Annotated in this window: 22 protein-coding genes, 1 pseudogene and 1 riboswitch; of the genes and pseudogenes, 16 read left to right on the top strand and 7 right to left on the bottom strand. The window is 48.8% G+C overall.

Annotated elements, in window-relative coordinates; all coding sequences use genetic code 11:
* Positions 1-3: 3 nt before the first annotated feature.
* A complete protein-coding gene (locus H503_RS0105910; protein WP_016460004.1) occupies positions 4-1,536 on the bottom strand; it encodes an alanine/glycine:cation symporter family protein in 1,533 nt (510 codons plus the stop codon).
* Between the two features lie 178 nt (positions 1,537-1,714).
* On the opposite strand from H503_RS0105910, the gene H503_RS0105905 reads away from it, so the two are divergent.
* Positions 1,715-3,253: a Na+/H+ antiporter NhaC family protein gene (locus H503_RS0105905; RefSeq protein ID WP_026385569.1), complete on the top strand. Its 1,539-nt coding sequence runs from the start codon at positions 1,715-1,717 to the stop codon at positions 3,251-3,253.
* A 39-nt stretch (positions 3,254-3,292) separates the two neighbouring features.
* Here the strand turns inward: H503_RS0105905 and arsB are convergent, their stop codons facing one another.
* Together arsB and H503_RS0105895 are read right to left on the bottom strand one after the other, a co-directional pair.
* Positions 3,293-4,327, bottom strand: a complete 1,035-nt coding sequence (gene arsB / locus H503_RS0105900; RefSeq protein ID WP_016460003.1) for an ACR3 family arsenite efflux transporter — start codon at positions 4,325-4,327, stop codon at positions 3,293-3,295.
* 19 nt (positions 4,328-4,346) lie between these two features.
* The gene (locus H503_RS0105895) at positions 4,347-4,679 is read right to left on the bottom strand and encodes an ArsR/SmtB family transcription factor (protein WP_009014924.1); all 333 of its coding nucleotides are present in this window, start codon (positions 4,677-4,679) and stop codon (positions 4,347-4,349) included.
* Positions 4,680-4,834: 155 nt separating this feature from the next.
* Between H503_RS0105895 and H503_RS0105890 the strand changes: the two genes are divergently transcribed.
* The 11 genes from H503_RS0105890 (at position 4,835) to H503_RS0105835 (ending at position 17,308) form a co-directional block, all read left to right on the top strand.
* The gene (locus tag H503_RS0105890) at positions 4,835-5,755 is read left to right on the top strand and encodes an AAA family ATPase (protein WP_009014925.1); all 921 of its coding nucleotides are present in this window, start codon (positions 4,835-4,837) and stop codon (positions 5,753-5,755) included.
* Between the two features lie 11 nt (positions 5,756-5,766).
* Positions 5,767-7,497 (top strand): vWA domain-containing protein, encoded by a 1,731-nt coding sequence (locus H503_RS0105885; protein ID WP_009014926.1) that lies wholly within the window; start codon positions 5,767-5,769, stop codon positions 7,495-7,497.
* A 52-nt stretch (positions 7,498-7,549) separates the two neighbouring features.
* Positions 7,550-7,648, top strand: a riboswitch (TPP riboswitch).
* A gap of 144 nt (positions 7,649-7,792) precedes the next feature.
* A complete protein-coding gene (thiS, locus tag H503_RS0105880; RefSeq protein ID WP_009014927.1) occupies positions 7,793-7,993 on the top strand; it encodes a sulfur carrier protein ThiS in 201 nt (66 codons plus the stop codon).
* On the top strand, positions 7,977-8,663 hold the full coding sequence (thiF, locus tag H503_RS0105875) for a sulfur carrier protein ThiS adenylyltransferase ThiF (protein WP_009014928.1): 687 nt from the start codon (positions 7,977-7,979) through the stop codon (positions 8,661-8,663). The genes thiS and thiF overlap by 17 nt, the downstream gene beginning before the upstream one ends.
* Before the next feature lie 37 nt (positions 8,664-8,700).
* Entirely contained in the window at positions 8,701-9,480 is a 780-nt protein-coding gene (locus tag H503_RS0105870) for a thiazole synthase (protein ID WP_009014929.1), read from the top strand.
* 6 nt (positions 9,481-9,486) lie between these two features.
* The gene (gene thiH / locus H503_RS0105865) at positions 9,487-10,704 is read left to right on the top strand and encodes a 2-iminoacetate synthase ThiH (protein WP_009014930.1); all 1,218 of its coding nucleotides are present in this window, start codon (positions 9,487-9,489) and stop codon (positions 10,702-10,704) included.
* The gene (locus H503_RS0105860) at positions 10,701-11,318 is read left to right on the top strand and encodes a thiamine phosphate synthase (protein WP_009014931.1); all 618 of its coding nucleotides are present in this window, start codon (positions 10,701-10,703) and stop codon (positions 11,316-11,318) included. The genes thiH and H503_RS0105860 overlap by 4 nt, the downstream gene beginning before the upstream one ends.
* A gap of 179 nt (positions 11,319-11,497) precedes the next feature.
* Entirely contained in the window at positions 11,498-14,989 is a 3,492-nt protein-coding gene (locus H503_RS0105855) for an autotransporter outer membrane beta-barrel domain-containing protein (RefSeq protein WP_026385568.1), read from the top strand.
* A 121-nt stretch (positions 14,990-15,110) separates the two neighbouring features.
* On the top strand, positions 15,111-16,070 hold the full coding sequence (locus H503_RS0105845; protein ID WP_009014933.1) for a LysR family transcriptional regulator: 960 nt from the start codon (positions 15,111-15,113) through the stop codon (positions 16,068-16,070).
* Positions 16,060-16,248, top strand: a complete 189-nt coding sequence (locus H503_RS0105840) for a hypothetical protein (RefSeq protein WP_014129037.1) — start codon at positions 16,060-16,062, stop codon at positions 16,246-16,248. The genes H503_RS0105845 and H503_RS0105840 overlap by 11 nt, the downstream gene beginning before the upstream one ends.
* A gap of 163 nt (positions 16,249-16,411) precedes the next feature.
* Positions 16,412-17,308, top strand: coding sequence for a hypothetical protein (locus H503_RS0105835; protein WP_016459999.1), 897 nt, complete (start codon positions 16,412-16,414; stop codon positions 17,306-17,308).
* A gap of 95 nt (positions 17,309-17,403) precedes the next feature.
* Here H503_RS0105835 and H503_RS0105830 read toward each other — a convergent pair whose 3' ends face one another.
* The 4 genes from H503_RS0105830 to H503_RS0105815 form a co-directional block, all read right to left on the bottom strand.
* Positions 17,404-18,888 carry a tripartite tricarboxylate transporter permease gene (locus tag H503_RS0105830; RefSeq protein ID WP_009014935.1) on the bottom strand — a complete coding sequence of 495 codons (1,485 nt, stop codon included), beginning with the start codon at positions 18,886-18,888 and terminating at the stop codon, positions 17,404-17,406.
* 19 nt (positions 18,889-18,907) lie between these two features.
* Positions 18,908-19,345: a tripartite tricarboxylate transporter TctB family protein gene (locus tag H503_RS0105825; RefSeq protein WP_009014936.1), complete on the bottom strand. Its 438-nt coding sequence runs from the start codon at positions 19,343-19,345 to the stop codon at positions 18,908-18,910.
* A 104-nt stretch (positions 19,346-19,449) separates the two neighbouring features.
* On the bottom strand, positions 19,450-20,526 hold the full coding sequence (locus tag H503_RS0105820) for a tripartite tricarboxylate transporter substrate-binding protein (protein ID WP_014129040.1): 1,077 nt from the start codon (positions 20,524-20,526) through the stop codon (positions 19,450-19,452).
* Between the two features lie 592 nt (positions 20,527-21,118).
* On the bottom strand, positions 21,119-22,090 hold the full coding sequence (locus H503_RS0105815) for a LysR family transcriptional regulator (protein ID WP_016459998.1): 972 nt from the start codon (positions 22,088-22,090) through the stop codon (positions 21,119-21,121).
* 154 nt (positions 22,091-22,244) lie between these two features.
* Here H503_RS0105815 and H503_RS0105810 point away from each other — a divergent pair, with 154 nt between their 5' ends.
* From H503_RS0105810 to H503_RS0105800, 4 genes and pseudogenes are all read left to right on the top strand, one after another.
* Positions 22,245-22,772: a TRAP transporter small permease gene (locus tag H503_RS0105810; protein WP_009014939.1), complete on the top strand. Its 528-nt coding sequence runs from the start codon at positions 22,245-22,247 to the stop codon at positions 22,770-22,772.
* Positions 22,772-24,055 (top strand): annotated as a pseudogene (locus H503_RS12955) (TRAP transporter large permease); the annotation flags it as partial. The gene H503_RS0105810 and the pseudogene H503_RS12955, both read left to right, overlap by 1 nt.
* A complete protein-coding gene (locus H503_RS12950; protein WP_367281727.1) occupies positions 24,047-25,102 on the top strand; it encodes a TRAP transporter substrate-binding protein in 1,056 nt (351 codons plus the stop codon). The pseudogene H503_RS12955 and the gene H503_RS12950, both read left to right, overlap by 9 nt.
* A gap of 52 nt (positions 25,103-25,154) precedes the next feature.
* On the top strand, positions 25,155-26,294 hold the full coding sequence (locus tag H503_RS0105800) for a metallo-dependent hydrolase (RefSeq protein WP_016459997.1): 1,140 nt from the start codon (positions 25,155-25,157) through the stop codon (positions 26,292-26,294).
* Positions 26,295-26,424: the final 130 nt, after the last annotated feature.

The following is a 26,424-nucleotide window of genomic DNA, read 5'->3' as shown; positions in this document are numbered from 1 at the left end:
GCCTTACCCTTTATGGGAATCGCGGGGCCAGCATGGCGTATGGATACCCATGATACTGCCGTCAAAAGGCTCCGTACTGCCGCTTACAAAGTGTTCCTTGCTCTTTAGGACGTAGGCAAAACCTCGATAAAGAAGTGGCACGTTGACGTAGCAAAGGATGATATTGGCAAGGTCCGAAAACGCCCAGAGATTTCCCAGATCATAGCCCGCAATATTGACCAGAACACCGAAAAGGGCAACACCTAGGGCAAGGACGCGCACCGTTATGAAAAGGCTCTGACTTTTTCCCATACGGGCAGCGGCAATTTCCGAAAAGGAAATCATGCCCACAAGGCAGGTATAGGCAAACAGACAGAAGCAAAGCGTCAGGGCAAAATTGACCGCGGCGTGGAAGGACGCTGTCGGGACCAGTTCCGAAACAGAAAGAAGGTATTTCGGGAGCTTTCCGGCATCCTGCCAAAGAGCAGGATCCTTGTCCCAAGCGTGGGCCATAATAACGATAAACCCCGTCATGGTGCAGATGATATGCGTATCAAGAAAGACGCCGAGGGCAGAAAGCAGTCCTTGTTCACAGGGATGATTGTCGTCTGCTGCGGCGGCACTCATGGTGATGGTCCCCTGGCCGGCTTCGTTTGACATGAGGCCGCGTTTGACGCCTTGAACGAGAACGGTACCGAAGGTTCCGCCAAAAATTGCCGCCGGCGTAAAGGCGCCTTCTAATACAGAACGAAAGAAATAGGGTACGCTGTCAAGGTTTACGGCAATGAGAATCAGTGTCGTTCCCACATAGATTACGGCCATGACAGGAACCATACGATCCGTTACTTTCGTGACTTTCCGGATGCCGCCAAAAGTCAGGATGGCCGTAAGCCCAATGACAATGGCTGCCGCCGCATAATAGAAGGTCGATTGCGTATCGATGGAGCTTTCTGTCACGATTTCGGCCATGGTGCCAAGGGAAGAGACAACATTATACCCTTGGGCGGGCAGGCAGCCCAAGGCGTAGAAAATATAAAGGCCTGAAAGGAAGATTCCTATCGCAGAGCTTCCATTAAGGAGGGCACTGCCGTAAAAAGGAAGACCACCGACAAATTCCCGTCCTTTCTGTTCCTTGAAAAGCTGAGCCAGTGTTCCTTCAACAAAAGCCGTAGCCATGCCAAAAAAGCCGGATACCCACATCCAAAAGATGGCCCCCGGCCCCCCAACAGAAATAGCCCCCGTCACGCCAAGGATGTTACCCGGACCAACGCGCATGGCAGAGCTCAGCATAAAGGCAGCAACAGGAGAAATACCCATATCGGCTTTATTATGCGCCATGAGGCGAATGGCGCGCGGCAGGCCTTTTACTTGGATAAAGCCAAGACGCAGGGTAAAGTAGATTCCGCTTCCCATCAGCAGCACGATAGCAAGGGAAAAAGAGCCCAAGATAGGCAAGGACTTATAGGCATGGAACATAGTCGGCACGTCCCAGAAAAAGTCACTGAGGGGGCCGACAAACTTAAGGACCGAATTGATCCACTGAAAAAGGTTCTCCATCTGCATCGCTCCCTTTTCTGCAACAAAATTGATAGAATTATTTTCAGATAGTTCCATTTTACAGCAAAATGGAGAATTTTTATAGATTTTTGATGTCGAATCCGTGAAATATGGTAAAATAGTAAGGCTTTGTAACAAGCAAATCAATTCACGTAAACAAAAAGGAGACAAAGATTTTATGGAACCCATTGACGTTGGCATATATTCCCTGCTCCCACCCCTCATTGCCATCACCCTTGCCCTCATCACAAAAGAAGTCATTTCTTCCCTCATGCTGGGGATCCTTTCCGGCGGCGTAATCTATTGTGCCTTTACGGGCGCCGGCTTCATGGATATGGTGGCCTTTCCCTTTGAGGTCATGGCAAAGACTGTCGGCACACCGGATAAATTTAACATCATCCTCTTTTTAGCCCTTCTGGGTGCCCTCGTCTGTGTCGTTACCAAAGCGGGCGGCTCCCAAGCGTATGGAGCCTGGGCCACGCAAAAAATCCGCAGCAAACGGTCCGCAGAACTTGCCACCAGTTTTCTCGGTGTGCTCATCTTCATCGATGACTATTTCAACTGCCTCACAGTCGGAACGGTTATGAAGCCAGTTACGGACAAGTACCATATTTCCCGTGCGAAATTAGCCTACATCATTGATACGACGGCCGCTCCGGTCTGCATCATCGCACCGGTTTCGAGCTGGGCTGCCGCCGTAGGCTCCACCCTTTTTGAAACAGGCTCTTTTACCAATGAACTGTCCGCATTCTTTGCCACTATTCCTTTCAATATGTACGCCATCCTGTCCATCCTCATGGTCCTCACCCTTTCCTTTACGGATCCTGAATTTGGTCCCATGGCGGACGCGGAATGGAAGGCAGAGACCCAAGGAGACCTGGGCGCTATTGACCAAAAGGTCAGCCCCACTGACAAAGGGAACCTTCCTAAAGGAACAGTCTGGGACCTCATCATCCCCATTGGAGGCCTCATCATCTTTACCATTCTTGCCATGATCTACAACGGCGGCTACTGGACCAAACCTATGACCATCCAAGAAGCCATCGGCAACTGCAACTCTTCAGCGGCCCTTGTTCTTGGCGGTTTTATGGCCCTTATCCTTGCCTTTATCATGTTTGTTCCTAGAAAGCTCCTGTCTTTCAAGGATTTCATGAGCAACATTGCAACCGGCATCAACACCATGGTACCCGCCTACATCATCCTGACCCTCGCTTGGACCATTGGAACGCTCTGTCAAAGCTATCTTGGCACAGGAAAATTCATCGGCATGCTCGTTGAGCAAAGCCATCTGCCTGTGGAACTGATTCCAGCCATCGTCTTTCTCGTATCCGCAGGATTGTCCTTTTCCATCGGAACGGCATGGGGTACTTTTGGGATCTTTATTCCCATTGTCGTCTTCATCTGCCAGGCTGCTCCCAGTGAGATCATGACCGTGACCTTGGCGGCCACCCTTGCGGGTTCCGTCTTCGGCGATCACTGCTCCCCGATTTCCGATACGACAATCCTGTCATCGTCCGGTGCAGGCTGCAACCACATGCAGCATGTCGCGACCCAGATTCCTTATGCAACGGTCGTTGCCATTTCCTGCTTCATCAGCTACATTGTTGCCGGCGTAACAGGCGGCAGCGCACCCCTGACACTTCTTACCGGTGTCGGCATGCTCTACCTACTGCTTTTTGTGCTCCATCGACGGGCAAAAAAACGGCACGCAAAATAAAAATGACCTGCTGTCCATATTGAGGCAGCAGGTTTTTTGTTACCATCTAAGCCGATTGGCAACGTTTACTAAAAAAAGCATGACCGGCACTTCCGTAAGGACCCCCACCGTCGTTGCAAGAGCCGCCGGGCTTGAAGTCCCGAAAAGGGCAATGGCAACAGCAACAGCCAGTTCGAAGAAATTTGACGCCCCAATCATGCCCGCCGGTGCAGCAATGGCAAAAGGCAGGTGCAGGAGCCGGCAGGTGCCAAAACTGACAGTAAAGATGAAGAGGGTCTGCAGCACCAAGGGAAGCGCAATCAGGACGATATGGAACGGATTACGAAGGATAAGTTCCGCCTGAGAGGCAAAAATGATGACGAGCGTCAAGAGGAGCCCCACCATGGTCACATGGTCAAATCGCGGCAAAAAGACGGATTCAAAATAGGCTATGCCCTTTCGCCACGTGACCATAAGGCGCGTCAGCGTGCCGACTACAAGGGGGATGAGGACAAAGAGAATGACGCTCAAAAAGAGGGTTCCGTAAGGCACCGCCACTTGGGAAACGCCCAAAAGAAAACGCACGATGGGGATAAATGCCACAAGAATAATGAGATCATTCGTAGCAACCTGCACCACTGTATAGGCGGGGTCCCCCTTTGTGAGCGTGCTCCAGACAAAAACCATGGCCGTGCAGGGCGCCGCCCCTAACAAAACGGCTCCGGCAAGATACTGACGGGCAAGGTCCGTGCTGATCAAGGAGCGGAACAGGACCATCAGGAAAAAGGAGGCCACAAGATACATGGAAAAGGGCTTCACAAGCCAGTTGACAATCCACGTGACAAAAAGACCTTTAGGATTTTTTCCTACGCTGCGGATGCTCTCAAAATCCACCTCCATCATCATAGGAAAAATCATGATCCAAATAAGGACTGTAATGGGAAGAGAAATCCCGCTCACTGTAAGACCATTCAGCAAGGTAACAAGGCCCGACATAAAATGGCCTACAGCAATGCCTGCAGCCATGCATAAAAGGCCCCAAAGGGTCAAATAGCGCTGAAAAAAACTGATACCCGATGCAGGTTCAAAGTTCAAGATGGATTCCTTCTTTCTGTTAGGATTCACAGGTACATTTCCCCTTTTTCTGCAAAAAGCAAATACAGTCTTTTTTGGGTGACAGGATATGATGGAGAACCCCTTCGAACTTTTCAAGGGTGTCACCACACAGGGCATAATAGGTATTTTTCCCTGACTTCCGGCTTGTGCAGATACCGCACGCAAGAAGTACCTTCATATCGTGGGACAAGGTGGGCTGGGTAACGGAAAAATAATCAAGCAGGTCGCAGGCACAGCGCTCGCCGCAGGAAAGCATATCGACAATGGCAAGGCGTTTGGGATCGGACAGGGCTTTCAAAAAGCGGGCCAAGTCTTGGTAGCTGTCATTCATTTGCAGCCTCCTACATATAGAATTTTTTCTATATGATTCTACAACCGCTTTTCTTTCCTGTCAACAGAAAAACAGGGAGATTTTATCAGCACCATCAAGTCCCCGTGGTATAATATGAAATAGCAGTGACATTTACTTGATAAGGACTGATCACTATGTTATCACTTGATTTTTTGCGCAGTGAAGGCGTCGAGGAAAGCCTCATCAAAGACCTTGAAGCCTATCGCGGCAAGTTTCCTGTAACAGAAGCGGATAAGGACCGTGTGCCCATGCCCCATTTTCCTTTTTTTGGCAAGGAAGTCTGGGAAGACGCCCTTTCTGCCCTCTTATGTGGGCAGAATTTGCTCCTTGTAGGCCCCAAGGCAACGGGCAAAAACGTTCTTGCTGAAAATCTGGCCCAAGTATTTTCCCGCCCCATGTGGAACATTTCCTTCCATATCAACATGGACGCATCAGCCATGCTGGGCACCGATACCTTTAAAAACGGGGAAGTCCAGTTCCGTCCCGGTCCGGTCTATGAATGCGCTACGAGGGGCGGCTTCGGCGTTTTTGACGAAATCAATATGGCCCGCAACGAAGCCATGGCAGTACTTCATTCCCTCCTCGACTACCGCCGCCGCATCGACATTCCGGGCTATCGCATGATTGAAGTCGACCCGGCGTGCCGCTTCATTGCCACCATGAACTACGGATACTCAGGCACGCGGGAAATGAACGAGGCCCTCATGAGCCGTTTTACGGTCATCCAGCTGCCGCCCATCAAGGAAAAGCCGCTGGCCCGTCTCTTACGGACAGAATTCCCGACCATGAAGGATACGGCCTGCGATGCCTTTGTGCAGATTTTCCTTGATTTGGAGAAAAAATGCAGTGAAGCGGAAATTTCCGATAAGGCCCTTGACCTGCGCGGTCTCCTTGACGCCCTCCATCTCATGAAACGAGGTCTTGAAGCTCACCGGGCCCTCAAAATGGGTATCATCAACAAATCCTTTGACGAATATGAGCCAGCCCTCATCCTCGATGTAATCAACCTCCACATTCCAGGATCCTATGGCAGACGTGATATTTTCAGTGACTAAGAAGGTTCACGATGGCAAAGAAAAGATATGACTACCGGCGGAGACGGGCTCTCAACATCGTCTGGGACGTATCCGGAGACTACACTTACGATCCGGATTTTCTTTCTTTTGTCCCTGACACGCACGAACCGAACCTCTACCTCAATGCCGTCATTGGCATTATTCGAAAATATTATGACATGAAGGTCCTGCAAGCACTTTTTGACGAGATGAAGACCGCCGCCCTTGCCGATCTATTCAGTGACCTTTTGTGGCTGGGGCTAGAAGGCTGCGCCTATGTCAAGGAACTCCCCCAGCGCCCTGTCCTTGCCTATCTTCGCAGGCAGCAGGCCCAAAACTATTTTAACGGGCCCCTTTCCATCCGTCATGGCGTGGCCCAAGAAATGCAAGCGGCCCGCTGGCATGAAGTTCTTGGTGAAAAAACCGGCCTTGTGGATCCTTGGGCCAAGGGGCTTTATGAAGGGCTGCGGTTTGACCCGTCATGGACAGCAGAAGAAATTTGCGACCATTTTCGCAAGCTGACAAAAAAGTACTTTGTTTCCCGCTTCCTTGTTCGAGAAAGCTTGGAAAAGGTCATCATCTCAAGCCCTGTAGCCGCCATCTTGAACTTTCTCGTGCCGCAGTTTAAGACGCGGCATGAATCCATCCTGAACTTCCAGGTCGTGCGTCATGATGAGGAAGAAATCGTAAACGGCAAGAAGGAGCGTAATGGCCTCATGGCCCTGATTACCGGCCAAACTGCCGTAAAAAACCACGATTATATTGTCACCTGCTTTGGGGCCTCCCTTTACAGTGCCGATAAGGTCCTTGCGATTGAACGGCAATACTGCACCGGCCCCCATCGGGGCGCCCACCTGCATTTTACGCGGGGGCGCCTCGGGAGCAAAGGAGCAACGGGAGATGCTTCCCAGTGGCTTTTAAATGCCCGCAGACAGCGCGCCCGCAACATCACCTACTACAAAGAAAATAACGAAAAATATCGCAAGAGCATCACCCGTCTTACGGGGCAGCTGCGCACGGCGCTCCAGATGACGCGCATGAAGCTGCCCATTCCAGCAAAAAGCGGAGACCTTGTGCCAGGGCTCATCTGGCGGGGACTCTATTTGGACGACAACAGGGTCTTTTATGGTCAGGAAGATGTCTATACCCCAAACTTTACGGTTGACATTATGCTCGACGCCTCAGCGTCGCGCGGCGAATACCAGCGGGTCATTGCAGCCCAGGCCTACGTCATTGCAGAGGCCCTGCGCGCCTGCGGCATTCCTTACCAAATTTATTCCTTCTGTACCCTCCGAGGCTATACAGTCATGACGCTCTACCAAAGCTATGAAGAAAAGAAAAAAAGCACGAGTGTTTTTAGCTATTGTGCCACGGGCTGGAACCGGGACGGTCTTGCCCTGCGCGGCGCCCGCGTCCTCATGGGGGACCTGACAGATGCCAAAAAAATCCTTGTCATGCTGACGGACGCGTCTCCGAATGATGACCATCCCCTTTATACTGGCAAAGGAGCCCTTAGCCAGCACGAATACCGGGACGAGCGGGCCGTTGATGACACGGCGGCCGAAGCCGCGTCCCTGCGCCGCGACGGCGTGCGCATCGTGGGCCTCATCAACGACGAAATTGCAGGCTCCATGGAAGATGCCCAAAAAATCTTTGGTAAGGACCTGGTGCGCGTAAAGACCCTTGACAAGATGGCAGAAAGCGTGGGGAAGGCCCTGTGCCACCAGATTTCGACTTTCTAAAGGGGCGCCTGACTTGACAATGTTATGTAAAAGGACTATGCTTACAAGGTAAACAGAATATTTGGGGAGCTTTTTGCTGAGAGGAAGTTCGACTTCGACCCACAACCTGATTTGGATAATGCCAACGTAGGGATGACGCAATTGACAGGCGGGGATCGAAAAGGTCCCCGCTATTTTGTTTGAAAAAATTCATAGGCTGAGACTGAACCAAAAGGTTCACGAAGGGGGGCACCACCTCGGGTGCCAACTTTCGTGGACCTTTTTTGCCGTTTCAGCAAAAAGGAGGAAGGAAGAAATGGAAATCATGGTAAATGGCAAGGCCTGCACCCTAAAAGAAGGCGCCACTGTTACGGACGCCTTGAAGGCCCTAGGTGCCGTACCTATCTACACGGCCGTAGAAGTGGACGGCAGACTTGTGCCAAAAGAAGATTGGGACGCCATGGCGCTCAAAAAGGACATGCGACTGGAGGTGGTGAGCTTTGTTGGCGGCGGCTGAAAAAACGGCAGTTCTCACCCCTTGGAATACATCGGATCCAGTGGCAGGCGCCATTTATAGCGCCCTTTGCGAGCGCCATGGGAAAAAGGTCCAGGAAAAACTGGACGCTGGCTTTGTCACCATCTGCGGTCTCGGTGGCCTTGGCTCCAATATCGCCGTGAGTCTTGCCCGCATCGGGGTAGGCCATCTGCGCCTTGTCGATTTTGATAACGTGGACTGGACAAACCTCAACCGCCAGTCCTATTTTGTGGAGCACGTGGGCGTCAAAAAAACGGACGCCCTCAAAGGATTCCTCATGAAGATCAATCCTTTCCTTACCTATGAAACCGTCACGGCCCGCGTCACCCCGAAAAACCTTGCATCCTGCGTCGGGGACGCGACCATCATCTGTGAAGCCTTTGATAAGGCGGACCAAAAGGCCATGCTGGCCCGTGAAGTGCGCTGCCAAAAACCGGACGCTTATCTTGTAAGCGGCTCCGGCATGGCGGGCTTTGGGAAAACAGGACTCATGAAAGTGCGGGAAGTGAGCCCCCATTTTTATCTTTGCGGCGACAGTGTCTCGGCCCCTAAACCCGGTGCTGGACTCATGGCGCCCCGCGTTGCCATCTGCAGTGCCATGATGGCAAACGTCGTCACGTGGCTACTGCTTGGAAAAAACGGCGCCTATTAAGCGCCGCACCTTTTAAAAGAATACGGAGGAATTTAGCATGAAAGAAAACGATACTTGGACCTTGGATGGACACACCTTTTCGTCCCGCTTTATTCTAGGGTCGGGGAAATTTTCCCTGCCCCTTATCGAAGCGGCCATCAAAGGGGCCGGTGCGGAAATGGTGACCCTTGCCCTGCGCCGCGTCAATACAGGCGGCAAGGCAAACATCATGGACTATATTTCCAAATCGGTGACAGTCCTTCCCAACACATCAGGTGCCCGAAACGCTGACGAAGCCGTACGCATCGCCCGTCTTTCCCGAGAAATCTGCCATACGCCCTTTATCAAGATCGAGATCATGAAGGATTCGCGTTACCTCCTTCCTGACAACGCAGAAACCATCAAGGCCACGGAGACTCTTGCAAAGGAGGGTTTTGTCGTCATGCCCTATATGTTCCCGGACCTTACAGCGGCCCGCGCCATGAAAGATGCCGGCGCAAGCTGCATCATGCCCCTTGCCGCCCCCATTGGGTCCAATAAAGGCCTTGTCAATAAGGAATGGATTAACATCCTGCTTGATGAAATTGACCTTCCCATCATCGTTGATGCCGGCATCGGAAAGCCGTCCGAAGCCTGCGCCGCCATGGAAATGGGCGTAACAGCCATCATGGCCAATACGGCCATTGCCACAAGCGGAAACCTCGTCCAAATGGCAGAAGCCTTCCGCCTTGCCATTGAAGCGGGCCGCACAGCCTATCTTGCGGGGCTTGGCCGCGTCCTTCAAAAAGGGGCCGACCCCTCGAGTCCCTTGACGGGATTTTTGCGGGACGAAGACTAGGAGGCGATGACCATGACAGAAGAAAAGATCAACCCCACCATTGTGACGGAAGAAGCCAAAAAGACCCTTGCCTCCTCTATCAAGGACCCCATGACCTACGAGCCCGGCATGGACCAGCTGCCATCCACCATGCTGGAAGATGTGGAGCGCCTCATGAAAGAATTTGAAGAGCAGACCTACTCGGCAAGTGACGTCAAAGCGGCCCTTAGAAAGGACGTCCTTTCGCCCCATGATTTCGGAGCCCTCCTCTCGCCTGCGGCAAGGCCCTACCTTGAAGCCATGGCGCAAAAGGCCAAAGCCGTTAGGGACCGCTATTTCGGCAATAGTGTTGCTCTTTTTACGCCCCTATATCTAGCAAACTACTGCGAAAATTACTGCATCTACTGCGGCTTCAACTGCCACAACAAGATTCACCGGGCCCGTCTTGACCTTGCCCAGATGGAAGAAGAAATGAAGGCCATTGCCGCCACAGGTCTTGAGGAAATCCTCATGCTCACAGGCGAAAGCAGCCACATGTCCCCCGTTTCCTATATTGGAGAAGCGTGCAAGATGGCACGCCGCTACTTCCGCGTTGTCGGTCTTGAAATCTATCCCGTGAACCAAAAAGACTATGAATACCTGCACCAATGCGGCTGCGACTTTGTGACCGTTTTCCAGGAAACCTACGACCATGACCTTTATGGCAAGCTGCACCTTGCGGGCAATAAACGGGTCTTCCCCTACCGCTTCTATACGCAGGAACGGGCCCTTTTAGGCGGCATGCGCGGCGTTGGTCTCGGCGCGCTCCTGGGTCTTTCAGACTTTCGCCGCGACGCCTTTGCTACAGGCCTTCATGGCTACCTCCTTCAGCGCAAGTATCCCCATGCGGAAATCGCCTTTTCCTGCCCTCGCCTGCGCCCCATCAAGGGCAATACGACCATTTACCCCATGGGCGTCGGCGAAGCGGAACTCCTCCAGATTTGCTGTGCCTACCGTCTCTTGATGCCGAGTTCGGCCCTCACGGTCTCAACGCGTGAAGTGCCCCGCGTCAGGGATCACCTCATGCAGATTGCGGCCACAAAGATTTCCGCCGGCGTGAGCACGGGCATTGGTGCCCACAGCCACCAAAAAGAAGAAGGGGACGACCAGTTTGAGATTGCCGACCACCGCTCCGTAGACGCCGTCTTTAACGACCTTGTATCAGAAGGGATGCAGCCCGTCATGGCGGACGCAATTTTCCTATGAACGCGTCCTTTCCCTACGTCCTTGTGACGGACCGCACGATTTATCCCGAGCCCTTGATTCCTTATCTAAAAAAACGCATCCCTGACCTTTCACCATTCCCGTCGGCCCTCATCCTTCGCGAAAAAGATCTATCAAAAGAGGCGTACGAGGACCTATTTAAGGAAACGGCTCATCTCTGCAAAGCCTGGAAGCTTCCGCTCCTTGCGCATAATCATCCGGATCTGGCCCTTGATGATGCAATTGCTGGAGTTCATATGCCCTTACGCAGTTGGACTGCATGGTCAAAGATGCATCCTCAAGAAGCAGGATGCCTATTGGAAAAGGGCAAAACGAAGCTGCCCTATCCCCACGGCGTGGGAATTTCCATACACTTTCTAAGTGAAGTTGAAACAGCCCTTCAATCAGGAGCCTCCTACTTGATTGTAAGCCCCCTCTTTCCGACCTCCTGCAAACCCAACAATCTTCCCCTCGGATTAACGCCTCTCCCCAACTTCATACACTCTTCCCCCCTGCCTATCTATGTCTTGGGAGGCCTTTCCTGGCCCGATCCAAGGGCATCCCTTCTGGAGGCTCTTGGCGTCCGTGGAGCCGTGATTCGAAGTGCCATTGTTTAACAGGGATCCGTCCCAATGTTTCATTTTAATCCTCATTTTATGGTAAATACTCATTATTTTATTTACATTCAATAATAATTATCTTTTAAATTATTTTTTCATTTATCTGTGGTATAATGAACGGCATATACGATTTCATCAAATATTCACATTATTAAATAGAAAAGAGAGGAAGTAACATGAAACATCGCGGTTCTTTTCGATCTGCAGCAAGTGCGCTAGGCGTGCTGCTCTATGTGCTATCGTTATCACCGGCAGCATCAGCTGAAGTGCTTACCATAGGATCTGATTCAGAAATGACCTATGCGGAAGATACAGTCTTCGAAAATGCTTCCAGCGAATCGACTCTTTCCATGGGGAGCGGGAACACATGGGATAACGATAGCTCGGAGCAAGTGACCATTACAAATGCGGACGGAAGCTTTGCTGTTAAGGGTCCGCGGGCTGGGATTTATGTGCCAAGCGGCAAGACGCTCACCATGAAAGCCCAGGAACTGACCCTTTCTTCCACCACCAACACTCAGCTCATCGATGATTCTAATTGGTTTTTCACCCCTCTCCAAGCAGCCGGCCTTTACGCGGAAGGGGGAAACGTGACTCTGGAAGGAGAAAAAGGGATTACCCTGCAAGGATTCAACCATGGCCTTTATGCGAGTGGACCCAGCGACAATAACGATACAGGATTTTTTCCCGATGCGAGCGATGATTCTGATGGCTTTTGGGAAAGCGAACTTCCTTATGACCCAACCAATCCGGATATGCCACCCAGTAGAATCAATACGGATGAACGCACCCAGATTACCCTTACAACAAATGGCAGCAACACAATCACAGCCACGGCAGGCAATGCTCTGCAGAATCAAAACCCCTACGGTATTTCAGGCATCCAGACCCTCCTCGGTGCTGATGTAACGCTTTCGGCAGGAAAAGACAATCTCATTTCTGTCAATTCAAACGATGCCTACAGCAGCGGCATCAGTGTCGGGACAATAGCAAGTGGGGGAGAAGCCGGCCCGGCCTTTGGGACCGTCACCCTCACAGCTGGTGGCAATAACCAAGTCACCGGAGCTACCTATGGCATCCGCGGGAGTGGCTATAGCAGCATCGATGTGACGGCGGAAGGCAGCCCTATCACATCTTACCTTGCCGGGAAAGTCATTCTTAAAGCAGAGGGCGACAATATCATTGATGCGAAACAGACGGCTGTCAACCTATGGAATGGCATGGAAGCCAGTCTATCCGCAAAAGGGACCAACGTCATCTCCGCTGAAAATAGCACAGGGGCCCAGCTGAGCACGGACGCCAAGCTGACCCTCACGGGAAGCACAAAAATTACAGCCCCTCTCTATGGCATCATGACGCGGAACGCGTCCCAAACAAGCGTTGATGCTCAGGGCGGCACCCTTACAATTGCGACGGGCACAGAGCCTATCATGGCTAAGATGACAGATGATGCCACAGGTGAGGAATTTGAGGCCGTGGTGGCGCGTCCTATTGCGGCGGCGTCCCTTACGGGCAGTCAGACAGAAATCAAGAATGCCTCCCTTTCCGTAAAAAGTAGTATTGCCTTCCTGGCAGCCCATGCCGTGGATACGTCCAATGTAGACCCAGGTGTGCCCGATCCCTTTCAGGAAGGAGATGCCAGTGGCTCCGGTCAGTCAGTTCCCGGATGGGACGGAACTGGAGATGATTCCACGGGCGGATTTCCTTCGTCTAGTGAAAATTTGTTTGTCGCAGAAAATGAGACGGCCTCCGAATCAGCTAAATCAAGCGATGGGAGCACCCTTTCTGTAACCTACGGAAAAGGGAGCTCTGTAGAGGGCCATCTTCTCGCCTACGACAAGGGCACCATCACGATGGCACCCACAGATGGTGCAACCCTCACCCTTACGGGCAACTTGTATGCCTATGGAGAGGATGCCTCCGTTGGCAGCGACTTTGGAAATATAACACGGATTTTCCCGACGGACCCTGAGGCAGCCCTTCCGGGCGGGACAATTTCCCTTACGCTCAGTGACGGCTCCCTTTTTACGGGGCAAGCCGATACGGGGCTTCTAAATGAGCGCATCATGGCGGCCTCCATGTCAGAAGAAAGCCTCCTTTCAGGAGAAGATATCATTCATCCTCCCCTGCCGGGAATAGGAGCCATTGATCTCACCCTTGACGCCGGCAGTACATGGAACATGACGGAGGCTTCTGCCGTAACGACCCTTTCGGGCGACGGCGGGGTCGTGCAGTATCAAAGCGGTGGAGATTCCCTTGAAATCGGAACCCTTTCGGGGAGTCACACCTTTGCCATGGACCTTGATGCCGATGACGGCAGTCAAAGCGATATGCTCTACGTCGAGAACGGAACCAGTGATAAACAGACCCTCGCCATTAAAAACATCAGCACCTTGGATAAGGAGATGGAACCGGGTGACGCCGTTCGTTTTGCAACAGTAAAGAATCCGGGCTTTGGTTTTGGCAGCGGCACACTCGTCGCCGCCCTTTCTTCCGGCATTTATAACAACCTCTACAAGACGGAATACCGTTCCCTTTCGTCCGACGCCTTGAATACGGCTGCCTACAATAACGACCGAAACGGCGGTTCGACCTACTCTGTTTCTCAGGAAGTCGGTCCTCTAAATTTCGCAAAACCCGGTACGGAAAATGTGGAAGCCCTCTATAATGGGGACAGCGCCGTCAATATCTATGTCGTCAAGAGCCGCGAGCACAATGAAGGCGCAAAGACACCCTCCCGTCTAGCAGATCTTTCTTGGCGCTACCTCACCGACCTGGATACCTTTACCAATCGAAGCGGTCACACGCAGTACTTCACGCCGGACGCTCACGAAGGGGCTTGGATTCGTTTCCGTTACCGCAATCTTGGCATTGATGGGACGGGCGAACTTGACGGCAACACCTATGAACTTGGCTATACAACAGTCTTACGGAACCAGGAGCCTCATAAGCATCGTTTGAGTACCTCTGTGGCCTACACCAAAAATGAAGGTCACTTTGAAGGAACCAGCGGAAACCTAGGGCTTCGTGATACCGCCATCAGCGTTTATGATACCCATGTGTACACCCCGACAGAGCTCACCAGGAAAGCCGACTGGAAAAAAGGCACCTACAGTTACTGGGACAGCTATCTCAAATACCATTATGGCAAGGAAGACTACAGTGTCACTGATGCAATAACAGGCACAGGCTATGCAGCCGATTACACCAGACATTCAGTCAATCTTTCTACCGAATACGGGCGGGTCAACAAGCTCTCAAAAGACTGGAGCGTCGTTCCGCAAGCCCAGGTCCAGGTTTCTTACCTCGGAGGGGTTGATACCGTGGATTCCCAAGGGATTTCCCTCTCCGCGGACCACAGCTGGAGCCTCGTGGGGCGCCTCGGCTTTGACCTCGTAAAGCACCTTGACCCGAAACTTGACAGCAAATGCTATTTCAAGGCGTCCCTGCTCCACGAATTCCTCGATGGAGATGATGTAACAGCGGCATATGGCACCGACCGCTATATCACAACAAATGATCAAAAAGGAACCTGGGGCGTTATCGGCCTTGGCTACAGCGTCAAGACCGGAGATAAACAGTCCATGTACTTTGATATGGAACGCTACGTTGGTCATGACTTTCATCGCACCTACAGCCTGCGAGCTGGATTCAATTGGAAGTTCTGACTACTTCCTTACAAGAAATCTTTCGGAGGTCTTCTCCCTTACATTCAGGGGGAAGGCCTCTTTTTTGCCTTGAAAAAAGCACTGTAGTATAATGACAGCATCAAGTCTAGGGAGAAGCGCCATGGATACTCATCTTATTGAACATATTATCAAGATTGCCGAGGAAAAAAGCATCACCAAGGCGGCGGAAAAGCTTTATCTCACCCAGTCCGCCCTGAATCAGCAGCTCCTCAAGCTAGAGCGGGAGCTCGGGATACCCCTCTTTCGCCGCGCCAAAACGGAAATGATTCCCACCCGGGCTGGCGAAATCTATCTTAAAGGCGCGCGGGAGATCCTCCGCACCAAAAGCAGGACCTATGCCGAAATCAGCGACCTTACGGGCAGCTATAAAGGGACCCTTTCCATTGGCATGACTCCGGTCCGCGGTCCCGACATGTTCGTCCACGTCTATCCGCGCTTTCACAAAAAATATCCCCTCATGGCCGTCGTCCCTTATGAACTCAATATTTACCGCATGCAGCCCCTCATTGCCCGTGGAGACATCGATTTTGGCTTTATGACCCTCTTTCCAGATCAAGAAACCCAGGATGCTTACGAGACCCTTTTTGAAGAGGAAATCCTGCTTGCCGTACCCGCTTTTCTTGAAGTTGCAGGCATCCTGAAGCCAAAAGAAAGCGTGTATCCCCGGCTTCCCCTATCCGAACTGGCAGATTATCCTTTTATCCTTCTACGAAAGGAAACAACCATGCGTCCCTCTATCGACGCCGCCTTCCGGGAAAGCGGAATTGCGCCCCATGTCCTATTTGAAACGCAGAACCCCTCCACCATCCTCGAAATGGTCAGGGCCGGCATTTCCTGCGGCATCGTCGCCGAATCGACAGCCCGTCACTTCACCAAAGGCATCCGCTATTTTTCCTTTGAAACACCCCTGCGCTGGTCCATGACGGCAAGCTACCAAAAAGGAACGGCCTTAAGCCGCGCTGCCCGCGACTTCATCGACATGGCCGCAGCCTACTGGAAAAAGCCCCATAGTTACCGAAAAAATGACGAAAGAAAAGAACGAAAAAACGATGAACGATAAAAAGATTGCCCTTCACTTTGCTAAAAAGAACGGCTTTTCCATTGTTGTTAGCAAGAAAGATGACGCAGGACAAGTCTACTTTGAAGCCTATGCCCTGGACGGGCCGGAATGCAGCCTTGTGATCACGCCCCAAAAAATTGTAGTGACAGAGGGGAAGGCCGCATGGATGGAGAAATAGAAAGAAGTAATCAGCCAACAGGGCGATGGAACACCTTCCACCACGCCTTTCTTTTATTGGTAAAATGGCCGTTTTACTGTGGTGACTCGGTCCCATCCATGGTAAACTTAAAGGAAAGACGTTACAGTAAAAGGAGGTGTGGTTCCCCTTACGGAACCAGATCATGACAGAAAGAGAACCTAAGGAAATCATCCAAGCCCTCATCAATGAGTATAAAACCTATAAGAAAGCGTCCTTTCTCATCATTCCCATTCTTGCCATTGCAGCGGCGGCAACCTTCTTCAATCGGGTTCTTTCCCTCGTCCTGTTGGCAGCTGCCGTCATTTACCAAATTTTTTACCTGCGCAAAAAACAAAAAAACTATCTTGCGTCCGTCACGCGGGAAAACCTGCTTCTTACGACGGCAAAGAAACTGCATTCTGATGCACCGCTTCCCCAAAGCGGCGGTGAGATTACGGCGGCAACGATTCATGAGGCAGAGCTCATTACACTCTCTGACGATAAAGCAAAGCCCTATTTTGCACAAGGCATGAGCGGCACCTATAAGGATGTTCCCATTTCCGTCTGCGATGCCACCCTCCCCTGCTTTTTTAAGCTGAAAGAAAAAGGGAAGAAACGAATCCACATGAATAGTGGGGCCTGGTTCCACTTGACGCTCCCCAAGAAAACGGATCTTGATTTTAGATTGCTCCAAAAGGACTCCTTCCCTACGCCGATGCGTCTTGCCTTCTTTGAAGCACAGCCTCAACTCATCAATCTTAAAGTGCCTGACATTCGTCTCAATAAAGACTTTGCCCTCTACGGTAAAGTGGGGAAAGCCACCCTATCGGGACCTTTCCTTGATGCCTTGAAAGAACTTTCCGATTACACGCCAGGCCGTATTGCCATCAGTGTCCGCAAGAACCAGATGGACGTATTCCTGCGAGGCCGTTTCTTTGCCATGCCGATTACGGTCCGCACAGCGCCTTCAGAAAAACTTCTTACCTTTGACCCCATGCCGGAGCTCGATAAGATTGTGCATCTGGCGTCACTTCTTGTAAATGAAAAAACTGCCCGCTAAGGGCAGTTTTTTTTATGTTTATAAGAAGCGATATAAAAGGCCACCTTCCGGGTGGAAGATGACCTTTCATATATGGAGTTGAAGAACGGGCAATGTTACTGTTGGGCAGCTTTTTGCTTTTTCAGCTTTCTGGCGTTATAGAAGGAATACCAGATGGAAATGGCAATGAGAACCCAGATGAAAAGACCGATTGGCCGAGAGAAGAACACCGCAAGGCTTCCCTTTGAGGCACTAATAGACTGGATGAAGTAGTTTTCGAGATCCTTACCCAGAATAAAGCCGATGAGGAAACAAGACGATGGAATGTGGATCTTACCAAACACATAGCCAACAATACCAAATCCCAGAAGCGTCCACACATCAAAGATACGGCCATTTTTCGTAGCGTAAGCACCTACAATGCAAATCATCATGATGACCGGATAAAGGCGCTGTTTGGGAATATAGACAAGTCTGCTGATCCACTTGATGGGATAGAACATACAAAGGAACATAATGATGTTCGCAAGAAGCATCCCAACAAGAATGCAGTTCCATGTATCTGGGTTCTGGGCAATAAAGAGCGGACCTACTTGAATACCCTGAAACATGAAGGCAGAAATAAGGACAGCCGTCGTCGAGTCACCAGGAATACCCAAGCTCAGAAGTGGAATGAGAGCGCCGCCCGTAAGACCATTATTAGAGGTCTCCGAAGCAACAAGACCCTCAGGGACACCTGTTCCCATCAGTTCAGGGTGTTTAGAAAAACTTTTTGCTTGTGCATAGGACAAAATGGATGCAGCAGATCCGCCAACACCAGGAAGGACACCAACAAAAGTCCCAATCAAAGCCGAACGAATTAGATTGACGCCTTGTCCCTTGAAATCGCTGAGAGAAAATTTCTTTCCTTCAATTCCGCCTTCGTCAACACGTTTAAGATTAAAAGTCATCCCTTCTTCTGCTTCTTCGAATATTTGGCCAATGGCAAAAAGCCCAATGAGGACCGGCAGAAGTTGGAACCCGTCTTGCATGTAAGTCATCAGGGAATCAGGAACCATACGGTATGCATTGTTAACGCTGAACATCCCCATAAGACTGATGAAAACGCCGAGGAATCCCGCAAAAATACCCCGCAGCATCTGTCCATTGGAAAGGGCAGCAATGACTGTAAGAGCAAAGAGAATAATGAGAAACTTTTCAACAGCACTGAAACTTAAGGCAAAGGCACTGAGGACTGGCGTCAAAAGAGCTAGGCAGGCTAAGGAAATCATGCCTCCGATAAAGCTGGAGAGAATCCCAATCTTCAGGGCACGTTCACTCTCGCCTCGTTTTGCCATAGGAAAGCCATCGAAAGTCGTTGTGATTGAAGATGGCGTACCAGGAATATTAATCAAGATAGCAGGAACAAGACCGCCTGAAATCCCGCCGACATAAAGACCCAAGAGCAGGAACATAGCCGTCTGAATATCATAGGCATAGGTCAAAGGCAGAAAAACAGCAACAGCCATAGTAGCTGTCATGCCCGGAATGGCGCCAAAGACGATCCCGCCGATAACACCAAGGAGACAGACCAAAACGTGAGTAAAAGTAAATGTAATCATAATGGGCTATCCTCCTTTCTCAGTAAATGGTGATGCCGTAATCAATGAAGGTGATACTGCAAATTCCGCTGGGAAGCGTAATATTGAAAGCAACACCAAAAATTAGACTGACAATGACAGGTGCCAGGATGGAAATTATAAGACTCGTTCGAAGTGCCTTTTTACTCCAACCTGTATAAAGTACATTGAAGAGGAATACAAAAATAATGCTGGTAACCGTAAAGCCAACCTCTTCAACAACAAAAATGTAGCCAATGAATAGGAGCAGCGTGCCGAAAAGTTTCTTGAAATCCGCATTTTCACGGAAGAACGGGCCAAAGCTGCCAAAGAATTTTCCGGTTGCTGCCTTGCGTTCCCGACCTTCTACAAGGACTATGACAGCAAGCATGATAACGAGCAATGTACCGATGATTTTCGGCATCAGCAAGTGCTCTGTGGAATAAACCACACTAATCATATTTTCTTCCCCTCTTTCTTTTCATAAAAAACGCTTCCCGAGGACCTCTATTTCATTTCGCATCGGGAAGCGCCATTTGATTTCACTTAGATGAAGGACCGTTCTCAGTGGCTGGTCAGCGTATCCAGAGCCGGAGCTTGTTTAATCAAGGATTCACACATCTTACGTTTACCATAGATGAAGTCCTTGGAAGCCTGAAGAGTTACTTCTTCAGGTTTCAACGTGTTGTAGTAAAGGGCAGCCATGTCTTTCTGGAACTGCGGATCCTTTACGATTTCAACCATAGCCGCTTCATATTCTTTGAGAACCTTTTCATCCATGTTCTTCGGGAAGTACATGGCAAAATCTTTTGCAAAGTCGAAGGGTTTGCCTTCAAATTCAATTCCGTCTTCAGCCATGGAGTTAATTTTAAGACCGTTCACCTTGCCGCAGGAATCAAACATGTTCATTGCAAGTTTAGCATCGACACCATCTTTGGTATACTGTTCGAAAGCAGAGGTATCACCGTAGATAACGTCAGCATTGCGGTCCCAGAGGCGTTGCAGCTTATCAGCCGTCGTGCCGCCAACAATTGCTTTGATACGGCTTGCAACAGCATCGCCTTCCTTACGCTTTACATCAAGGTAGTAAGCAACGAAAGCAAGATGGCTCGTTGCGCCCGATTCAATGTTAAATGAAACCGTCTTATCTGGGTTTGCTTTCAAGTATTTTGTCACTTCAGAAAGTGACTTGTACGGAGCATCCTTAGCAGCACCAAAGCAACCGCCAGGGTTCTGACCGATACGAGGACCAACCGTCAGGTTTTCCAGGGCATATTTCTTATCAACAGAGCCAAAGAGTACGCTCAAGAAAGTCATATCGTGGAACATCATGACCGTCGTACCATCGCCCTTGGCCTTGGAAATGGTGTCAAGTGCTGCAGAGTTCCCGATGGCGTCAACCTTACCCTTGAACCCCATCTTCTTGGAAAGATAGCGCGTAACGAGATCTGCCATCATGTAAGAGTCACCAGAAGTCGAAGTGGAGCCGATGACAACCCGGACGTTTTTCCCTTTGAGGCTGCCTGCAACTGATTTCTTATCCCCACCATTACCACCGCCGCCGACACTGCAGCCAGCTAAGGACATGACAACGAGACTGGCGCTAAGACATGCCATGATCCGTTTTCCTAATTTACCCATAACTTCAACACTCCTTTTCTTTATTGCCCGTCTTCCTTCCACGATAGAGGAAGTCCGGAATCTTATGAGATTTCTTCTGCCCTGCAGAAGAATCAACACCTGCTTGAAGATTCTTCCAAGGATCATTACTTTAGATTATTACTTTTTGAAGGTTTCCACTCTTCCATGATTTCAGAAAATGCAAAGTTCATCATGAAAGAAGGCAATCACCGCTCAATTCACCTCGTATTACATCTGTTGCAATCCTATTCGGATAAGATGTAATTTTCTGTTATTTCAATTTTATTCCATGCATACCATTAACACAAATTCTAAATAGTTAGTTTTTCTCTAAGAAAAACTTATTGAATGATTTTCATACGTTCTTTTGGTTCATCCTTTCGGCAGTTAAATTATATTTATATTATTCATCTACATTGTTTTACTAATAAAATTCAGAAAGATGCTTATAGTTGAAATTATTTGCATTTTACCGAAAAATCTGCTATTTTAGGGATATGAGGCAATCCCTCACCCATATCTACCCTCACATAGATATGGAAAAGACCTTTCGAGTTTGATCTGCCATTCTCGAAAGGTCTTTTAATATGCATTATTTTAGATAGCCAGGACTTTCAGTTAAAAATATCTTTTCTAATTTTTGACCATACTGATCCATCAAACGGATAAGATCATATATTGATTTGCTGAGTTTATAGTCTTTCCTGTGGACGATAGAGACACTCCACACGGGATTATCAAGCAGGCGAAACCATGCACAATCATCGCGATATGGACTAGATAAGACACGAGAATGCGGGAGGATTGTACAGGAAAGCCCCTTACCCACAATTTGTGTGAGTGCTGTATTGATTGCCGTTTCAAGCATAATGATAGGATGCAGTTGATTTTCCTCAAACATAGGATCAATAACTTCCTTGCGCATGGTAGAATCCTCAAAAATAAGAGAAAATGGCTCATCTTTAAATAGATGGATATCGGTGACTCGGAGCGGCTGGGCGGTTCCAATAGGTACGGCATTTTTAGCCATAGGATGGGTCATTGGAATCCCCAATAGCAAATCTTCCTGATAAACTTCATGAAAGACCAAATCTGGAAAACATTTTGCAGTGTTAATATTGGTCAAGACAATCCCAATATCAAGTTCCCCCTCTTCGATGAGCTGATATTGATCACGTACAATATGTTCTGCCAATTTGCATCGAAGATAAGGGTAATGATGACGAAAAATAGGATAGACAGCCGTAAAAAGATCAATTCCATGTTCATGGGTAAGACCTATGGAAATTTCAGCATGGATATTATTCTTGAGATCACTTAGCTGCATAAGGGTATTACGCTGTATTCGGAGGATTTCCATTGCATTGCGCACATAAATTTTTCCTGCATCAGTAATCCGAAAATGATGATGATCCCGCTCAAAGAGCTTGATTCCAAGATTGCGTTCCAGCTTCAGTAATTGCTGGTTGAGACCGGACTGCGTTAAATAAAGTTTCTCAGCGGCTTTGGAAATGCTCTCACACTTGGCAATCATGACGACGTAATCCAGCATCTTAATATCCATGGAGGATCCTCCTTAATAGTAGTTTTTCTACTTATAAAATAAATTATTATCACCTTCATTTCATTTCGTCAAGCCAGTAAAATGAATCGCAAGAGTTATCGGAATATTTTTTTATTTCATCTCCCTAGGAAAAGGTAAAGAAAGGGGTTTTATCATGAAAGTATTACACTGGCTTGACCGAAATTTCGAGCTCCTGATTTTGGCAATCATGCTCGCTGTCATGTGCGTACTGTCCTTTGCAAATGTTGTCATGCGCTATGGATTCCACCATGCCTTGACTTGGTCAGATGAGGTATGTTGCTACCTGCTTGCACTGTCAGCATTCTTCTGCCTACCTTGCGCCATTCGGAGAGGGGTCAGTCTAAAGGTAGATACCTTTACAAGACTGCTCCCTGAATCAATTCAAAAGTATATTGAAATTCTCATCACCCTTGTCATGATGGGGATTATTTGGTTTCTTTTTCAAGGAACCATTGAACTGATAGGAAAAGCTGATTTGATTCATCAGGCCAGTCCTGCACTCCGGATTCCAGTCGCTTCGCTGTACCGTTTCATGGCCTTAGGCCTTGCACTTGGAATGGTTCGTTACCTTCAGCTTCTATATCGTCTCTTTACAGGAAAAGCGCAAACAGAAGCAGACAACGGAAACGATATGGAAAATGAGAAGGAGGAGATGAACTAATGGGTATCGGGATTTTCTTTCTAGTTCTATTCGTGCTTATCATCGCGGCACTTCCCATTGGAGGCGTTTTTTCCTTTCTCTCTATGTTGCCCCATTTAGCAAATCAAGCCTTTTCCTTTGGTGTAAGTGATGTTGCCCGTGCCATGTTTTCGGGGCTAAACAGCTTCACCCTTCTAGCCGTGCCTATGTTCATGGTCTCCGGTATGATTATGGCAAGGGGCGGTATTTCGAAGAAACTCTTCAATTTCTTTGGTTATTTTATCGGCAATAAAACGGCAGGATTTCCCTGCGCTGTCGTCGTTACCTGTATGTTCTATGCGGCTATTTCCGGATCCTCCCCAGCTACAGTTTCTGCTGTAGGATCCATGACAATTCCATTTCTCGTAGCCAAAGGATACGACAAGATCTTTGCAACTTCAATTGTGACAGTTGCAGGTGGACTTGGAGTCATCATTCCACCGTCCATATCTTACATTGTCTACGCTTCCATCGCCAACTGTTCTCCCTCAAAACTCTTCATTGCCGGAATCATTCCGGGCATCCTCATTGGCGTTGCCCTCATGGTTTATTGCTACATTTACTGCAAGAAGCATGGTGAAGATAAACAAAAACTTCAGGAAAGCTATGCCAAGCTCCACAAAGACGGATTATGGAAGCTCTTTAAAGACAGCTTCTTTGCTCTTATGACACCGGTCATCATTTTGGGAACGATTTATACAGGCATCTGCAGTCCTACTGAGGCTGCTGTAATCAGCGTTTTCTACGGTCTTTTTGTGTGCATCTGTGTCTATCGAACACTTTCTATCAAGGACCTTGGACATGTTTTTATGGAAGGTGCCAAGACATACGTCAATATTCTTTTCGTCATCGCTGCAGCAGCCGCTTTTGCAAAGGTATTGACGCTGCTCCGTTATCCTCAGACCATCAGCCAAGGGGTTCTTGCCCTTTCGGACAATAAGTATGCAGTCCTTCTCATCATGAACCTTGTCATGCTTGTATGCGGCATGTTCATCGACAACATTCCAAATATCATGATTTTAACTCCAATCATGGTTCCAGTCGCTACGGCCTTAGGTGTTGACCCGATTCATTTTGGGATCATCATGACCTGCAACCTAGCTATTGGTATGGTTACTCCTCCCATGGGAATCAATCTTTTTGTTGCATCCGGCATGACAAAAATTCCTATGCTGAGACTTGCCCGTTCCGTCGTTCCCTTCCTCGTTACATTCCTGATTTCCCTAGGTCTGATTACCGCTGTTCCAGGGATTTCTATGGGGCTTGTCAGTGCCCTCTCCAAAGATACTGCAAAAGTTGCAGCAACGACAACACCTGCTTTGGATGCTGATGCCGATTTTTATGGAAAAAACATCAAAGCCTTGGACCCTGCGTCGATTCCTGCAGAATACCATTGGAGAGCCGCCATGACTGTTGCTGACTCATCTATCAACTATAAGATGGTCTCTGAATTTGCGTATTTAATTCACCAAAAATCCGGCGGTAAGATCACGGTTGATATCTATCCAAGCGGTCAGCTGGGCAACACAACGGAATTTACGGAAGCTGTGGTCAGTGGTTCAATAGACATCGGGACAGGAATGACAACAGACCTTGTTGATTTTATCCCCCAATATGCCGTCTTTGACATGCCAAACCTATTTGATGATGTAAAACAAATGAGAGCCGTCCTCAACGGGAATTTTCCTAACATCATGAACCAGTATTGCAATGCGGGCGGCATCCAAATGCTTGGTTACTCTGATGCTGGATTCCGTCAACTCACAACAAACAAGATCGTAAGAAAACTGGATGATCTGAAAGGGCAAAAAATCCGCGTTATGACCAATCCTTACCATCTTGCTTATTGGGATGCCCTAGGTGCAGCAGCAACACCGATGCAGTTCACAGAAGTATTCATGGGACTGCAGCAAGGAACCATTGACGGACAGGAAAACCCTTATATGAACATTGTAGGAAACAATGTTCAGGAAGTGCAGAAATATGTAATCGAAACCAATCATATCGGGCACATCATCACCTTCTTCATGAACAAGGATGTTTATAACTCTCTGCCTGAAAATGTCCGTCAGCTTGTCGACGAATGCGCTGCGGCCGCTACTGCGTATGGCAATACCAAAGCGGATGCCAGCATCAAAGAATACAAACAGATCTGCATTGACGCAGGTGATCAGATTATTACGCTGGATCCCTCTGTCGTAGAAGAAATTCGCCAAAAAGGCAAAGTCGTACAGCAAATGGTCCGGCGCGATGTAGGTAATGAAATTGTTGACCAACTCATGGACGCAATTGCACAAACCAAAAAGCAGTAATTTACAAAAGCCTTGATGCCTGCCATCAAGGCTTTTAGAAAGGATGTACTTTATGAATTTTCTCATCAAGAATGGAACTTTCTTGGATACAGAAACAGGCACTTGGATTCATTCCAATCTTGCTATCATAGGTGGAAAGATTGCGGAGACGCCACTCCCTCACAAATCGAAAAACTATCGTATCATCGATGCCAAAGATTGTCTCATTACGCCAGGTCTCATTGATTATCACACCCACTACTACGAAGGCGGCAGTGAAAATGGTGTGAATCCAGACGCGACTTCATTCTGCACTGGTATTACAACAGCAGTGGATGCAGGCACAACAGGTGCGGGTGGCTATGAACTTTACTACAAGACCATTATATCGATGTCTGACGTACGGATTCTTAACTGTCTGCTCGTCGCCTCCGGTGGTCAATCCAATAACCGATATCCAGAGAATCTAGACCCCAAATATTTTGATGAAGAAAAGATTATGTCACTATTCAAGAGGTATGGTCATAACCTTGTTGGACTGAAAACAAGACTGTCAAAAAATATTCTCTCTGCAGGAATGGCTCGTATTTCCTTAAAAAAGACCATTGAAATTGCGGATCGCATTGGTACCCGTGTTGTGGTTCACGTCACCGATTCTCCCATTCCCCTTGACGAACTTGCATCGTATCTCCGTCCTGGCGATGTCATCTGCCATATTTTCCACGGAAAGGGTAAACATACCTGTCTAGACAAAGATGGCCATGTTCTCAAAGGCTTATGGGAAGCACGCCGGCGCGGTGTCCTCTTCGATGCCTGTAATGGAAGAAGCAATTTCGATCTCGTCGTGGCTCAAAACGCAGTCCAAGAAGGATTTGTGCCAGACATCATCAGTTCCGATAACAATGCATCCAGTTGGTTTCTTCAACCCCTTCATTCCCTTCCCCGCATTCTCTCAAAATATGTAGATTTCGGGATGAGTTTAGAAAGTGTGCTCTTAACAGCAACAAAGAAACCAGCACATCTCATTGGCCATCCTGAATTAGGAACGCTGAAGGTCGGTACGCCTGCAGATCTTGTAATTTTTAAAGATAAAAGAAAACAAGTCCCCTATGAAGATTGCAATGGTCATACCTTCATTGGCCATCATGTTCTTGTACCTCAAATGACATTTAAAGATGGTCGCTGCGTCTATTGTCAAGCTGACTTCCAATAAGTAAACAAAAGCCTGTGCACTCCAACCTATCAGGAGCTGCCAGGCTTTTGTTTCATCATAGAGAGATTTTTGCAATGCATCGATTACATCAATCCTTCTTGCCTCACAATCCAATATATTTAATTTGAAT

Origin of the sequence: Acidaminococcus intestini DSM 21505 (genome assembly GCF_000425045.1) — a bacterium.
GTDB lineage: Bacteria > Bacillota > Negativicutes > Acidaminococcales > Acidaminococcaceae > Acidaminococcus > Acidaminococcus intestini.
The sequence above is the reverse complement of the archived record's forward strand: the minus strand, read 5'-3'. Positions and strand labels throughout refer to the sequence as shown.